This window comes from Deferrisoma sp. (assembly GCF_054681715.1).
Window position 1 is genome coordinate 1 of record NZ_BAAHFQ010000083.1, and the last position, 14,398, is coordinate 14,398.

Here is a 14,398-nt window from a genome sequence, read left to right on the forward strand (position 1 = left end):
GCCGGAGAAGGGCTCGGCCGGCCGGCCGTCCCGGGCCTTCTCGGGGGTGTCCACCCCGAGGAGCCGCACGTGGGCCTCCCGCCCCGCCCACCGGGCCACCACGGTGTCGCCGTCGATCACGTGCACGATCTCCACCGGGAACCGGTCGGCCCGGGCCGGAAGGCAGGCCGCGGCCAAAAGCCACAGGGCCAGAAGGAGCCGCCTTGAGGGGCGGGCCGGGCGTGGGGGATAATCGCGGGGCATCGGTGAGTTCGCCTTGTTGCGCGCGGCCGGGCCCCCGAGGGAGCCGCCGCGCTTTCGCCTTGAGGAACGTGACATGCGACAGGTTACCATCGACGGCGTCACCCTCCACCTGGCCCGGCCGGCCGACCTGGATCTGCCGTGGGTGGGCCGGGAGGACCTGGTGCGCCAGGTGCTCGCGGCCTGGATGGTGCTGGACGAGCGTGACCGGCCCATGACCCCCCGGCTCGTGGGCCGGCCGGGGGTGGGCAAAACCACCCTGGCGTTCGCGGCGGCCCGGCGCCTGGGCCGGGAGGTGTACCTCTTCCAGGCCACCATGGACACCCGGCCCGAGGACCTGGTGGTGAGCCCGGTGGTGGGGCCCGACGGGAAGATCCAGTACGTGGCGAGCCCGCTCGTGACCGCGGCGATCCGGGGCGGGGTGTGCGTGCTCGACGAGGGGAACCGGATGAGCGAGAAGAGCTGGGCCTCCCTGGCCCCGCTGCTGGACGACCGGCGGTACGTGGAGTCGGTGCTCACCGGGCTCCAGATCCGGGCCCACCCCGACTTCCGGCTGGCCGTCACGATGAACGAGGACGCCTCCACCTACGAGATCCCCGAGTACATCCACACCCGGCTCCAGCCCCAGATCCAGGTGGACTTCCCCGAGGCTGAGGAGGAGTTCGCGATCCTGCGGGAAAACCTGCCGTTCGCGCCGGAGGACCTCCTGCGCTACGTGGTGGGGTTCCTGCAGGCGGCCCACGCGGCCGACGAGCCCTACGGCGTGCGCGACGGGATCAACGCCGCCCGCTATGCCCTCAAGCTCGCCCGGGCGTCGGGGGAGGACCCGGTGGCCTGGGTGCCCCGGGCCCTCGAGCGGGTGATCGGCGAGGACGCCTTGGCCTACCTCCGGTTCCCGGACCGGGGGACGTAGGAGGAGACGGGCTCGATGGCCCCCAGGGGGCGGGCCTTGCCCAGGTACTTCCGGTCCGCCGTGTAGCACACGGCGCCGGGGGTGAGGAGCGCCGCGGCGTGGTAGAGGGTGTCGTACAGGTCATGGACCAGGCGGCGGGAGAGTTCCGCGGCCAGGCGGTAGAGGTCAAGGGTGTCGAGAACCGGCAGCTCCATCGCCCAGAGGAGTTCCAGGGCCCGGGGCGCGATGTCCGGGGCGAGCCTGGCGATCACCGCGCCGGCCTCGGCAAGCCAGTGGGGCGGTTGAACGACGGTCACCGCCCCGGACCGGATGTCCCGAAGGAGGTCGAGCGCCGCCCCCACGTCCTCCTCGCCCTCCCGCGTGGGGAACACCCAGTTGACCACCACGCTCGCGTCGATCACCACGGGGTTCACGGCCGGGTTTTCTCCCGGGCGTCGAGGATCTGGTCTTCGGTGACGGCGGGGGCGGCGGCGCGCAGTTCGAGCAACGCGTCCACGGCCTTTGCCCTTCGCACGCGGCGGCGTTCCTCCTCGACCGCTTCCATCATGAGGCGGGCGATGATGGCGCTCTTGTTCCGGCCGGCGAAGGTTTCGTTGAAGGCCCGTTTCACCTCTTCGGGCACGCTGAAATTGACGGTCGCCATCGAGACGCTCCTCTTAACCCGGCGCCAATGGAGGCGCGCAGGGAGATCGCGGGGGCATGGGGCCTACTTCCGGCCGTGCGTGAGTGCGGCATCCGGCCACGGTAGGAGCCACGCCCGGCGCTCCCGCAGGCCCCAGGCCCCCTGCCGCGCCCATCCAGCCGCCGGAGCAATATTGTTGAAAAACTCAACAACACTGTATCGGCGAGTCCCCGAGATGGCAAGGGGGGTGGTGTCCGGATGAGCCTCGAGCCGCTTTACGTCGCCCGCTGGCAGGGCCCCCGGGGCGGGGAGGTGGTGGCCGTGCCGGTGCTCCACGGCCGGGTGGAGTTCGCCGGGGCCGTGGCCCGGGCGTTCGGGGCGGTGCGGCCCACGGCCGTGGCCGTGGAGCTTCCGCCCACCCTGCGGGAGGCCGTGCTCCGGGCCCTGGCCCGGCTGCCCCGGGTCTCGGTGGTCACCTACGAGACCGCCGAGGACGAGGCCGTCTACTGGCTCGTGGAGCCGGCCGACCCCTTCGTGGAGGCCCTTCGGCTCGGGGCCGGGGCGGGCCTTCCGCTCCACTTCGTGGACGCCGACATCGACCAGCCCCCCGAGCACGACGAGCCGTTCCCCGACCCCTACGCCGTGACCCGGCTCGGCCACCGGGCCTATGTGGAGGCGTGCCTCCGGGAGCGGTCCTACCCGGCCACCCAGGCCGACCTGCGGCGCGAGCGGGCCATGGCGGCCGGGCTCGCGGTGGCCGCCGGTCCGGGGGAGCGGGTTCTGTTCGTGTGCGGCCTGGCCCATCTGGAGCGGGTGGGCCGGATGCTCCCCGGCCCCCACGCCCAGCCCCTGGCCCGGCTGCGGCGCGAGGGGGTACGGCTCTTTCACCTCACGGCCGAGAGCCTCCCCGAGGTGGCGACCGAGATCCCCTTCGTGCAGGCCGTGTACGAGCTTCGGCGGCAGGGCTCCGTGGCCGAGCCCGACCTCGAGGGCTCCACCGTGCGGAAGCGGGTGGGGGCCCTGGAGATCCTGACCGGCCGGGCTCGGTGGGACGAAAAGAGGGCGCTCGACGACGCCGTGGCCTGGGCCGCGGCCCGGAACGGGCCACCCGGCCGGCCCCTCGACCGACAGCGGTGCCTCTACCACCTGGTGCGGCTCGCGGGCCGCCACTACCGGCAGGAGACCGGGGAGGCGCTCGAGCCCTGGCAGGTCCGCACCCTGTTTCGCTACCTGCGCAACTGGGCCCTCCTGGAGGGCCGGCTCCTCCCCGACCTCTACCAGCTCGTGGAGGGGGCCCGGTCGGTGGCCGACGACAACTTCGCCTTCGCGGTGCTTCGGCTCGCGGGCCACACCCCGTGGCAGAAGGGGGCCGAGGACCTGGCCGCGGTGGAGCTTTCGGCCGACGAACTCCGGCTGGGCTCCCGGCGGATCCGGATCCGCCGCCGGCTGGGCCGTACCAAGCGCCGGGTGCTTCGGGTGCCCCGCCGGCGCAAGGGCGAGAAGCACCCGGGCGAGTGGCTCGAGGGGTTCGACCCCCAGGGCATCTGCTCCTACCCCCCCGAGGACGAGGTGATCGAGGCCTTCGGCCGGTGGCTCCAGCAGAAGGCCGGGCGGGTGCTCTCCGAGGAGTCGGCCCGGTCCGAGCCGTTCCGGGGGTCGCTGCTCGATGGGATCGACCTGCGCGAGACGATCCGCCACCTGCCCGAGGGCGAGATCTACGTCCGGGAGTTCCGGAAGGTGCCGGGCGGGGTGGGGAGCGTGGTCGTCATCTTCGACGAGGACCCCGACCTGGAGCGCCACCCCTTCACCATGACCTGGCTCGGGGAGCACGACCAGGAGTCGGACATGGCGTTCTACGCCACGCCGCCCCTCGAGAACGTGGTGGGCCCGGGGATCTGCCGGTGCGAGTACGGGGGACTCCTGCTGTCGTACCCGCCGCTTCGCATGGCCGACGTTTGGACCGACCCCGACTACGCCTGGACCCGCACCCCGGCCGAGCGGCTCCTCGCGGCCGGCATCGACTACTCCGAGGACCGGCTCGTGGTGTACTGCGCCCCCCGGCCGCCCCGGGGGTTTTTGAAACAATACGCCTCGTGGATGGACCGGAAGATCGTCTACATCCCCCTGGGCACCCTGAGCCCCCAGCGCCTCAAGCGGCTGCGGGTGGTCCACGTGCTCTGGGGCAAGGACAAGCGCGACATCGCCCCCGACTACATCTGGTGAGGGCGCTTCCCGGCCCCGATCCCCCGTGTTACCCTGCCGCCCATGTCCAAGACCCGGACCGTGTTCGAGTGCCAGCAGTGCGGGGCCCAGAGCCCCAAGTGGCTGGGCCGGTGCCCCGACTGCGGGGCCTGGGGGAGTCTCGCCGAGTCCCGGCCCGAGCCGGCCCCGGGCCGGGGGGCGTACGCCGGGCTCGCGTCGTCGGGGAGGGCCGCGCCCTTGGCCGAGGTGGAGGGCGGGGCGGAGCTGCGCTGGCCCTCGGGCCTGCCCGAGCTCGACCGGGTTTTGGGGGGCGGGATCGTGGCCGGGTCGGCCGTGCTGGTGGGGGGCGACCCGGGCATCGGGAAATCCACCCTGCTCCTCCAGATGCTCCAGGCCCAGGCCCGGGCCGGCCGGAAGGTCCTCTACGTCACGGGCGAGGAGTCGGCCCGCCAGATCCGGATGCGGGCCGACCGCCTGGGCGGGCCGGCCCCGGGGCTGTTCGTGCTGAGCGAGACCGATCTGGGCCGGGTCCTCGCGGCCGTGGACGAGATCTCCCCGGAGATCCTGGTGGCCGACAGCGTCCAGACCCTCTACGCCCCGGAGATCGGGAGCGCCCCCGGCACCGTGAGCCAGGTGCGGGAGGTGTCGGGCCGGCTCTCGGTGCTCGCCAAGGGCCGGGGCGTGCCGGTGTTCCTGGTGGGCCACGTGACCAAGGAGGGGGCCCTGGCCGGGCCCCGGCTCCTCGAGCACATGGTGGACACGGTGCTGTACTTCGAGGGCGACCGGGGCCACCCCTACCGGATCCTCCGGGCCGTGAAGAACCGGTTCGGGTCCACCAACGAGGTGGGGGTGTTCGAGATGGGGGACGCCGGCCTCCAGGGCGTGGCGAACCCCTCGGCCCTGTTCCTGGCCGAGCGGCCCCGGGGCGCGGCCGGCTCGGCCGTGGTGCCGTGCCTGGAGGGCACCCGAACCCTGCTGGTGGAGGTGCAGGCCCTGGTGGCCCCGGCCGCCTTCGCCGCGCCCCAGCGCACCACCTCGGGCATCGAGCGGAACCGGGTGCAGATCCTGGCGGCGCTGCTGGAGCGGCGGCTGGGGCTGCCGCTCGCCACCCACGACATCTTCGTGAACGTGGCCGGCGGGTTGCGGGTGGCCGAGCCGGCCGTGGATCTCGCCGTGGTGGCGGCGCTCGTGAGCGCGTTCCGGGACCGGCCGCTACCGGCCGACGCCGTGTTTTTCGGCGAGGTGGGGCTGGCCGGCGAGGTCCGGAGCGTGTCCCGGCCCGACGCCCGGCTCGCCGAGGCCCGGGAACTCGGGTTCCGCCGGGCATTTGTGCCCGCCACCACCGCAAAGCACCTGGGCCGGACCCCGGGCCTCGAGCTCTCCGGGGTGGGCCGGGTGGCCGACCTCCTGGAGGCCCTGGAGTGAGGGGCGGCCTCGAATTTGCTTATTGCCGGCGGCGGGTGGGGGACCGGTTCCGGCCGGGCGCGAGTGCGGCACCCGATCGCCGCGCCTTTCCATGCCCTGACGGCTTCCTTGCGCGCCCCTGTTGGCGCCGGGTTGATAGTAGGTGCGCCGGGATCCGGCGCCTCCTGAACTTCCCCAACGGAATCCCCTTGCGACGCGAAGGGGCCCCATGGGTCTTCCCGCAAAGCTGATCCTCAGTTTCCTCGTCCTCGCCCTCGCACCCATCGGGGTGATGACCGCGCTCTCCCTGGGGCACCTGCGCACGATCCAGGTGGCGGCCGTCGAGGAGACCCGGGCGCTCCTCATCTCGGCCCAGATGAACCGCGTGACCGAGAAGCTGGGCCAGGAATCGGAGCGCCTGGCGGGAGGGTTTCGCCGCCTGGCCGACGAGGTCCACGTCCTTCGGCGGTTTGTCGAGCACGTGGTTGCCGGGGACGGTGCCCTTACGGGGCGCAACGGAAGCGTGTACGCGCTGGCCTCGGACGGGAGCTTCGGGAACTTCACCGACGACGGAAACTCGGTGTTGTTCGTGCCGAGGTTCCGGCCGGCGCTGTTGCCCCTGGTCCGGAGGACCGAGGTCTTCGACCTGGTGGCCCGGCCCCTCGTGGAGCGCGAGGAACGGATCGTGCTCGCCTGGATGATCCTGCGCGACGGGATCACCCGGGCCTATCCCTGGCGGGATTTCGGCGGGATGCCGCGGGACAAGGATTACACCACCTGGCCCTTCTACTACCTGGCCGATCCGGATCACAATCCGGGCCGGGGCGAGGTCTTCACCGACCTCTACCTCGATCCCCTGAGCCACGAGTGGATGATCTCCTGCCTTTCCCCCGCCTACGTCGGGGGGAGCACGTCGCCACCGTGGGGATGGACGTCACCGTGGACAAGTTGCTCCGGGAGATCGGGACGATCCGGGTGTCGGAGGGGTCGGCCTCGGCGCTCCTGGCGGGCCCCAGGATCCTGGCGGCCTCGGGCAACTTTCCCCTTGCGGACCTCGGCCTGGATCCGTCTCGGCCGGCCCACGGCCAGGACTTGTCCACCTCGTCCGTGGCCGAGGTGAGCCGGGAGCTCGCCGGGGACCCGGCCGGGGTGCACTACCTGCGCGGCGGCAGGTGGTACGTGGCCACGGCCGAGGTGAGGCCCCCGGGTTGGCGGCTGGCCCTGCTGGTGCCCGAGGACGACGTGGTCGGCCCGGCCTACGAGAGCGCGGGAAAGATCCTGCGGGAGACCGACCGCATCCGGCTCAACTTCGTCCACATCCTGGTGTTCGCCACCCTGGGCGTTGTCGGGCTCGCCTGGCTCGTGGCGGTGCACCAGTCCAAAGGGCTCCGGATTCTCCTTCGCGGGATCCGCCGGATCGGCGAGGGGCACCTGGACCACCGGTTGCCCGAGGGCAGGGGGGACACCGGCCGGCTCGCCCGGGCGTTGAACTCCATGGCCGAAAGCCTCCAGGAGAAGAAACGGGAACTCGAGCGCGCCTACGCGGAGGTGGAGCAGGAGCGAAAACTCTCGGCCGTGGGGAGGCTGGCGGCCGGTGTGGCCCACGAGGTCAATAACCCCCTGGCCACCATCGCCACGTACGCCCAACTGCTCTGCCGGAACGCCGAGCTCCCCCCGGACGCCAGGGAGGACCTCGCCGTGGTGCTGGAGGAGGTGCGCCGGATCCGCGACAAGGTCGGGGCCCTGCTCGACCTGGCGAGGTCGGACGCGTCGCAACGGGTCCCCACGGACCTCAACCGGCTGATCGAGGAGATGGTGGGGTTGGTGCGCCACGAGGCGCAGTCCCGGGAGATCCGGCTGGAGACGGACCTCGACCCCTCCGTCCCGGTGCTCGCGCTGGATCGCTCGGGGATTCGGCAGGTGCTCTGGAATCTCCTGGGCAACGCCCTGGACGCCCACGGGACGGGGGGCCGGGTTCGGGTGGCGACCCGCCTCGACACCTCGGTCGTGGTCCTGGAGGTGGAGGACGAGGGGCCCGGGGTGCCGGAGCACCTGCTGCCCAAAATCTTCGAGCCGTTTTTCACGACCAAGGAGGTGGGGGAGGGCACCGGCCTCGGGTTGGCCGTGTCGTTTCGGATCGTGCGGAACCACGGGGGGAAGATCGAGGTGGAAAACCGAACCCCGGCCGGGTGCGTGTTCCGGGTGGTGCTCCCCGCGGACGGGAATGGGGGAGGCGGGGGATGAACGAACGGCCCCGGGTCCTGGTGGTGGACGACGACGAGAAGTTGCTCCAGGCCCTCTCCAAAGCCCTGGAAGCCATGGGGTACGAGGTCCGGGCCGAAGCCCGGGCCCCTGCCGCCCTGGAAGGCGCGGCCCCCTGGGGGCCCGATGTGGCCCTCGTGGACCTTAAGATGCCCGGGATGGGCGGGCTCGAGTTGGGCCGGGCGCTGCGGGAGCGGATTCCGGGGCTGCCCGTGGTGGTGCTGACCGGGTACGGCACGATCCGGGGGGCGGTGGACGCCCTGCGCCAGGGGATGTACGACTACCTGACGAAGCCCTTCGACCTGGACGAGGTGGATGCGACCCTGCGCCGGGCGATCGAGCAGGGGCGGCTCGCCCGGGAGAGGGACGGCCTTTCCGAGGCCCTGGCGCGGGCCGGGCCGCCGCCGGGCCTGGTGGCGGCCAGCCCGGCCATGCGCGGGGTCCTCGAACGGGTGGAGGCCGTGGCCCGAACGGACTCCACGGTGCTTATCACGGGGGAAACCGGCACCGGAAAGGAGCTCGTGGCCCGGGAGATCCACCGCCGGGGGCCCCGGGCGGCGGAGCCGTTCATCACGGTCGACTGCGCGGCGCTCCACGGGGCGGTCCTGGAAAGCGAACTCTTCGGGCACGTCAAAGGGGCGTTCACGGGAGCCTACCGGGACCGGGCGGGGTACTTCGAGGTGGCCTCCGGGGGCACCGTGTTCCTCGACGAGATCGGGGAGCTCGAGCTCGGGGTCCAGAAAAAGCTCCTGCGGGTCCTCGAGTACCGCACCTACTCCCGGGTCGGCGAAACCCGGGAGCGAAGGACGGACGCCCGGCTTGTGGCCGCGACGAACCGGGATCTCGAGGCCGAGGCCGCCGCGGGCCGGTTCCGGCCCGATCTCTTCTACCGCCTCGGGGTGGTGCAGATCCGGATTCCCCCGTTGCGGGAGCGGCCGGAGGACATCGGGGCCTTGGTCGCCTACCACCTGCCTTTGCTGGCCAAAAGGTTGGGCCGGAGAACCCGCGCCGTGACCCCGGAGGCGCTCCGACGCCTGGAATCGTACCCCTGGCCCGGGAACGTCCGGGAACTCGTGAACACCCTGGAACAGGCCCTCGTGTTCCATGACGTGGAGGTGCTCGGGGCCGAACAGGTGACCCTGCCGGGAGCGGGGCCGGCGTCCGAGTCCGAACCCCCCGGCCTCACCTACGCCGAGGTCAAGGCCCGGGCCGTCGACGAGGTGTCCCGCCGGTATCTGGAAGCTCTGCTGACCAAGTACGGGGGCAACGTGTCCAAGGTGGCCCGGCACGCGGGCCTCAATCGCCGCCACGTCCACCGACTCCTCCAGGACCTCTCTTTGGATCCCTCCCGCTATCGCACCCGCCGGTAGCCCCCCCACCGGCTTCTTCGTTTCGCTCCTTTCGGTTTTTCCCAGCGAGCCCGCGCGTCCCCGATCGGAAGCGGGACGCGCGTGTCTCACCCCTCCCCGTGCGGGCCGAAAGCGGGACATTCGTGTCCCAGATGCGCGCACGCCTGGGACACCATGTGCCCCACGATAGAACGATACTTGATGAAAACCTCTCGGCGGACGCCTTTTCCTGCGCCAAAATGGGAGGGGGTGCCTTTCTGGATACACGGCACGGAAATTGAAACGCCGTCTCGCCACGGTTGGCCGGCCTCTCACCACGAAAGGAGGAGCACGCATGCGCAGATCGATCACGGCTCTCGGCACCCTTTTGGCCCTTTTCCTGTGGGCCGCGCCGGGCGGGGCGGTTCTCATCGACCCCTACGACAACATCATCGCGCCCGACGGATACTACGGCCTCGTGTACCTGAACTACTACCACGCGGACGAGCTGACCGGGCCGGACGGGGACAAATTGGCCGACATCGACCTGACGGCCACCGTGGCCGTGGTGCGGCCGCTCGCCTACTTCCACGTGGGGCCGGTGGCGGCGGCGTTCCAGGTCATCGTGCCCTTCGGGAAAGTGGAGGAGAGAGATCTTCTGGACGAGGACTCGTCGGGGCTCGGCGACATCATCTTCGGCCCGGGGATCTTTCTCTACACGAACGAGACCACCAACACCTACGTCTCCTACTGGTTTTACGCCTTCGCCCCAACGGGAGAGTGGGACAAGGACCAAACGATCAACCTGGGCCAGAACCACTGGTACTTCGAGCACCAACTGGCCTTCAACCAGCTCTTGGGGAAGTGGGTGTTCGACATGAACCTGAACTACTACCACCACACCGAGGAACCGGATAACGACTGGAAGGCCCCGCCGCGGTTCGAGCTGGAACTCAGCCTCGCCTACCAGTTGACGGACAAGCTGGTGCTCGGGCTCAACGGGGGCGGGTACTGGGACCTGGACAACGGCGAGGCGGACGGTACCGAGGTGGACGACACCAAAGCCAAGCGGGTCCAGTTCGGCCCGACCCTCGGGTACCAGGTCACCGAGCGTTTCGGCGCGAACCTGCGCTGGACCCACGACCTCTCGGCGGCCAACGACACCAAGGGCGACGATGTTTGGCTGCGGTTTTCCTACGCGTTCTGAGGGCCGTGTCACGGCGAGAAAGGAGAAGGGGACATGAGCGTACGACGAACATGGGTGGCGCTGGCGGCGGCGGCGTGCATCTGCGCCGGGGCGGGACCGGCGGGCGCGTTCTCCCGGGACTCCCTGGTCTGGAAAAAGTGCACGGAGTGTCACGAACCGCGGGGCGGCACGATTCCGCGGGTGGAGGAGATCCGAACCACCCCCGAGGAGTGGGCGGTGATCGTGGACCGGATGCACCGCCTCCACGGGATGGACCTGTCGGCCGAGGAGATGGAGGGGTTGCTCAAGGAACTCTGTGCGACCCAGATCCTCCGGCCCGACGAGGAGCAGGCCGTGGCCTACCTGCGGCTCTTCAACAACACGCAGCACCAGGAGGCGCCCAACGGCAAAGAGGAGGAACGGCTCTTCGCGACCTGCGTGCGGTGCCACAGCTTCGGGAAGATCGCCTCGTATCGCATGACCAAGGACAGTTGGGCGAAGGTCCGGGATTTCCACCTCTACATGGACCCGGCCATCATGTTCCAGATGCGCGAGATGCACTGGATCCAGGAGGCCGACGCGGTGTTGGCCTATCTGGCGGAGCGGTTCCCGTACGGCGAGGCGTGGAAGGCGCCTAAGGCGGACCTCTCGGGGGAATGGGTTGTCCTGGGCTACGAGCCGGGCAAGGGCCCCTACCGGGGCACGGCCCGGTGGGAGAGCAAGGGCGGGGGCGATGCCGCGGTCTCAGGGACGCTCCGGTACTCCGACGGCACGTCCGAGGTCTTCCGGGGCACGGGAATCCTGTACGGCGGATACGCGCTGCGCACCCAGACCCGCCACAACGGGTTTGAAACCCGCGGGGCCTTCACCCTCGACGGGGACCGGATCCAGGGGGAGCATCACTACCCCGCCCCGGATTTCCGGACCTCCACGAGCACCTGGTACCGAAACGACGGCAAGGCCCGGGTGCTCCGGGTGACGCCGGGGTACCTGTTGCCCGACGAGGAGACCCGGGTGGTGCTCGAAGGGATGAACCTGCCCGAGGTGGCGGCCCGCGACGTGACCTTCGGGCCGGACGTGGAGGTGCTGGCCGCGCGGCGCCTGGATCCGGGGGCCATCGAGGCCGTGGTGGTGAGTCACCGGACGGCTCTGGGGTCGGCCGAGGTGAAGGTCAAAGGGCTCGATGCCGGCTCGGTGACGCTGGCCCCCCGGGTGGACTACATCGCGGTCACCCCGGCGGTGGGACGGGCCCGGCTGGACGGCGGGCCGTACTACCCGCCCGAGGGCGTCCAGTTCGAGGCCGTCGCCTACTCCAACGGCCGCGACGTGTGGGATGCGTCCGACGACGTGACCCTGGGCCCGGTGCCGGCCCGGTTCCACCTGGAGGAGGAGGCGACCCGCCCCGGCGACGACGATCTGGCATGGGTGGGCGCCATCGAACCGGACGGAACCTACCTGCCGACCGGAGATTACCGGCCGATTCCGGCCCGCGAGTACTCGGGCGAGGGGTCGGGCTGGGTGAAGGTGGTGGCCGAGTATGCCCGGGGCGGCCGGGAGTACCGGGCCGAGGCCCGGCTCGCGGTGACCGTTCCCGATTACATCCGGAGGATCAAGTGAGCATCCCCTACGCCTGGGCGGACCACCGGCTCTTCGCAGGGGCCGAGGGGCAACTGCTCTTCGGGGTCGAGGACGTGAGCCTGTTCCACCTGGGGCGGGAGGCCGCCGAGGTGCTCGCGCGCTGGCGGGCCGTGGAACCCCTTCTCCTCGACCAGACGCCGGGCCCCGACCGGGAGGTTCTCGAGGAGTTCCGGCGTGCCCGGGTGCTGGTGCCGGTTGGGCACGGGAGGCGTAGGCCGGCGCCGGTGCCGTCCGCACGGGAGCCCCTCACCACCCTGGTGCTGGAGGTGGCCCAGGACTGCAACCTCGCCTGCCGGTATTGTTACGCCGACGGCGGAGCCTACCGAGGGTCGCCCCGGCTCCTCCGGCCGGAACTCGCCCGGCGGGCCGCCCGGTGTCTCGTGGAGGCGTCCGGGCCCCACTCCGAGGTGACCCTGGTGCTCTTCGGCGGGGAACCCCTGATGAACGTCCCGGCGGTGAGGGCCGCCGTGGAGGAGGCGGAACAAGCCGGCCGGGCGGCCGGAAAGACCGTCCGGTTTAGCCTCACCACCAACGGCACCCTCGTCACGGACGAGGCCGCCGAGTTCCTCGGCGCCCACCGGGTCAGCGTGTCGGTGAGCCTCGACGGCCCCCCGGACGTCCACGACGCCAACCGGCCCACCCGGGCGGGGGCCGGGTCGTATGCCGCGGCCCGGCGGGGCCTGGCCCGGCTGCTGCGCAGGCCCCGGGCCCCGGTAGCGGCCCGGGTGACCCTGCCGCCCTCCCAGTGGGGCCGGGTCGGGGAGGTGTTCGATCACCTTATCGGGCTCGGCGTCCACGAGGTGGGCATCGCCCCGGCCAGCCCGGTGACCCGGGCGTTCCTGCCCACGGAGGAGCAGGAAGACCTGCTGCTCCAGGAGTTCGGGGCCCTGGCGGACCGGTTCCTCGGGGCGCTCGACCGGGGCCAGGTGCTCCCGTTCTCGAACCTCCTCGACCTCCTGGCCCGGATCCACGTGGGGGCATCCCGCTCGGCGCCCTGCGGGGCCGGCCTGGGCTACCTGGCCCTCGACACCGAGGGGCGGTTCTACCTCTGCCACCGGCTGGTGGGGGAGGAACCGTTTCGGGTGGGAGACCTGGGCTCCGGCCCCCGGCCGGCCCGGGTTCGGGAATGCCTCGAGGCCATGGCCGCGCCCAGGGAGGAGGCGTGCTCGCGGTGCTGGGCCCGGGCCCTGTGCCGGGGGGGCTGCCACTACGAAAACCACGTCCGGGAGGCCGTTCTCGGCCTGCCGCCGGGAGGCACCTGCCGGTTCGTGCGCCGGTGGATCGAGCTCGGCATCCGGGTGTACGCGAGGTTGATCTCCTCGGGCCGCGAGGATCTCCTCGGGCGCATCGCGATCCGGGCGCGCTGCTGAAACGCCTTGAAACGCCCACGCCGCCCCTGCGGGCGGCCATGGAGACGAAAGGAGTGTGGGATGAAGGACAAAAAGTCGGTCTTGAAAGCGCTCAACGAAAAGGCCAAGGCCATCGAGGCGTTGGCCGAGGGGGAGGAGGCCACCGCCCGGGCCCTGCAGGACGGGCCCCCGGGGATGCCCGCCGGGTGCACCACGGTGTTCGACACCGGGTGGGAGACGAATCCAAGGCCGACGTACCCGGTGGGGAACTGCCAGGCCTCTGCCCGGGACTTCGCCGGGTGTGCCGGCGATTGCTGGTGGCCCGCCCAGGTTCCCGACGGGCTCACGAACCATCCGGACTTCGACAAGCAGTGCCCCAACGTGGCCCGCGACTGGCGCAAGCTCCAGTACGATTGAGCCAAAACGGGTTCCACCGGCTTCGGGGTTTCCACCGACTCGGACTGCGAAAGGAGCAGCCATGCGAAGACTCTCCCTGATCGGCGTGGTCGCGGCCTTGGCCGTGGGGTTGATCCCCCTCGAGGCCGCGGCGAAGGATTTCTTCTACTACCTGGGCAACGAGGTGATCCAGGTGATCGACGGCGACACCGATGAGATCGTGGCCGACATCCCGGCCGAGGGATGGCTGCGGGAATCCGCGCTTTCTCCGGACAAAACCTACCTTTATGTCACGGCCAAGCGCCGCCTGATCCACAAGGTGGACCTGAAGGCGAACAAGGTCGTCCAGACCTTGGACGTAAGCGGGGACGGGTGGGACCGGTTCATCTACGGGTTCGACGTGGCCCCCGATGGGAAGACGGCCTACGCGTCGATCCGCGCCCGGACCACGAAGGGGGGGGAGGTGGTCGTGACCCCGCCCCAGCTCTCCCAGATCGACCTGGCCACGGGCAAGGTGCTCCGGACCCTGGAGCTGCCCTGGGACGCCGCCACCCTCACCACGGTGCGCGACGGCCGCATGGTGTACGTGATCGGGAAGGATCTCTACAAGATCGACGTCTCGGGGGACGAGATGAAGCTCGTGGAGACCTACCCGATGTACGAAAAGCAGATGAACTTCCTCCCGTTCTGGAACTACGCGTGGGAGAACGGGGGGGTGTTCATGGCCAACTACTACACCCCGGAACTCATGGGGCTCCTGGCGATCGACAAGAAGACCGGGGAGATCCGGGATACGCCGCTCAAGGGCATCCCCGTGTTCGCCTACTCGGTGATCTACTCCCCCGACAAGAAGAAGGC

Annotated in this window: 14 protein-coding genes; 11 read left to right on the top strand and 3 right to left on the bottom strand. The window is 70.9% G+C overall.

Features of this window, described 5'->3' with window-relative positions; genetic code table 11:
- Positions 1-243, bottom strand: a 243-nt coding sequence (locus tag ACY0I8_RS11665; protein WP_461394887.1) for a thermonuclease family protein, incomplete at its 3' end; no start/stop codon positions are given.
- Positions 244-316: 73 nt separating this feature from the next.
- On the opposite strand from ACY0I8_RS11665, the gene ACY0I8_RS11670 reads away from it, so the two are divergent.
- Positions 317-1,153 carry an AAA family ATPase gene (locus ACY0I8_RS11670; RefSeq protein ID WP_461394888.1) on the top strand — a complete coding sequence of 279 codons (837 nt, stop codon included), beginning with the start codon at positions 317-319 and terminating at the stop codon, positions 1,151-1,153.
- On the opposite strand, the gene ACY0I8_RS11675 is transcribed toward ACY0I8_RS11670, so the two are convergent.
- Together ACY0I8_RS11675 and ACY0I8_RS11680 are read right to left on the bottom strand one after the other, a co-directional pair.
- On the bottom strand, positions 1,123-1,566 hold the full coding sequence (locus tag ACY0I8_RS11675; RefSeq protein WP_461394889.1) for a type II toxin-antitoxin system VapC family toxin: 444 nt from the start codon (positions 1,564-1,566) through the stop codon (positions 1,123-1,125). The genes ACY0I8_RS11670 and ACY0I8_RS11675 overlap by 31 nt on opposite strands.
- Positions 1,563-1,796 carry a hypothetical protein gene (locus ACY0I8_RS11680; RefSeq protein ID WP_461394890.1) on the bottom strand — a complete coding sequence of 78 codons (234 nt, stop codon included), beginning with the start codon at positions 1,794-1,796 and terminating at the stop codon, positions 1,563-1,565. The genes ACY0I8_RS11675 and ACY0I8_RS11680 overlap by 4 nt, the downstream gene beginning before the upstream one ends.
- 237 nt (positions 1,797-2,033) lie before the next feature.
- Between ACY0I8_RS11680 and ACY0I8_RS11685 the strand changes: the two genes are divergently transcribed.
- The 10 genes from ACY0I8_RS11685 to ACY0I8_RS11730 all read left to right on the top strand — a co-directional run.
- Positions 2,034-3,998, top strand: a complete 1,965-nt coding sequence (locus ACY0I8_RS11685) for a hypothetical protein (RefSeq protein WP_461394891.1) — start codon at positions 2,034-2,036, stop codon at positions 3,996-3,998.
- Between the two features lie 42 nt (positions 3,999-4,040).
- Positions 4,041-5,402 (top strand): DNA repair protein RadA, encoded by a 1,362-nt coding sequence (radA, locus tag ACY0I8_RS11690; protein ID WP_461394892.1) that lies wholly within the window; start codon positions 4,041-4,043, stop codon positions 5,400-5,402.
- A gap of 208 nt (positions 5,403-5,610) precedes the next feature.
- On the top strand, positions 5,611-6,501 hold the full coding sequence (locus ACY0I8_RS11695; protein ID WP_461394893.1) for a PDC sensor domain-containing protein: 891 nt from the start codon (positions 5,611-5,613) through the stop codon (positions 6,499-6,501).
- 248 nt (positions 6,502-6,749) lie between these two features.
- On the top strand, positions 6,750-7,625 hold the full coding sequence (locus ACY0I8_RS11700; RefSeq protein ID WP_461394900.1) for a sensor histidine kinase: 876 nt from the start codon (positions 6,750-6,752) through the stop codon (positions 7,623-7,625).
- Positions 7,622-9,013: a sigma-54-dependent transcriptional regulator gene (locus ACY0I8_RS11705; protein ID WP_461394894.1), complete on the top strand. Its 1,392-nt coding sequence runs from the start codon at positions 7,622-7,624 to the stop codon at positions 9,011-9,013. Before ACY0I8_RS11700 ends, ACY0I8_RS11705 begins: the two co-directional genes overlap by 4 nt.
- 313 nt (positions 9,014-9,326) lie before the next feature.
- Positions 9,327-10,178, top strand: a complete 852-nt coding sequence (locus tag ACY0I8_RS11710) for a SphA family protein (protein WP_461394895.1) — start codon at positions 9,327-9,329, stop codon at positions 10,176-10,178.
- Between the two features lie 33 nt (positions 10,179-10,211).
- Positions 10,212-11,774: a quinohemoprotein amine dehydrogenase subunit alpha gene (gene peaA, locus ACY0I8_RS11715; RefSeq protein WP_461394896.1), complete on the top strand. Its 1,563-nt coding sequence runs from the start codon at positions 10,212-10,214 to the stop codon at positions 11,772-11,774.
- Positions 11,771-13,165 (top strand): radical SAM protein, encoded by a 1,395-nt coding sequence (locus tag ACY0I8_RS11720; RefSeq protein WP_461394897.1) that lies wholly within the window; start codon positions 11,771-11,773, stop codon positions 13,163-13,165. Before peaA ends, ACY0I8_RS11720 begins: the two co-directional genes overlap by 4 nt.
- Before the next feature lie 60 nt (positions 13,166-13,225).
- Complete coding sequence (gene qhpC / locus ACY0I8_RS11725; protein ID WP_461394898.1) at positions 13,226-13,561, top strand: quinohemoprotein amine dehydrogenase subunit gamma; 336 nt, start codon at positions 13,226-13,228, stop codon at positions 13,559-13,561.
- 61 nt (positions 13,562-13,622) lie between these two features.
- The coding region (locus ACY0I8_RS11730) for a YncE family protein (RefSeq protein WP_461394899.1) at positions 13,623-14,398 on the top strand (776 nt) is incomplete at its 3' end.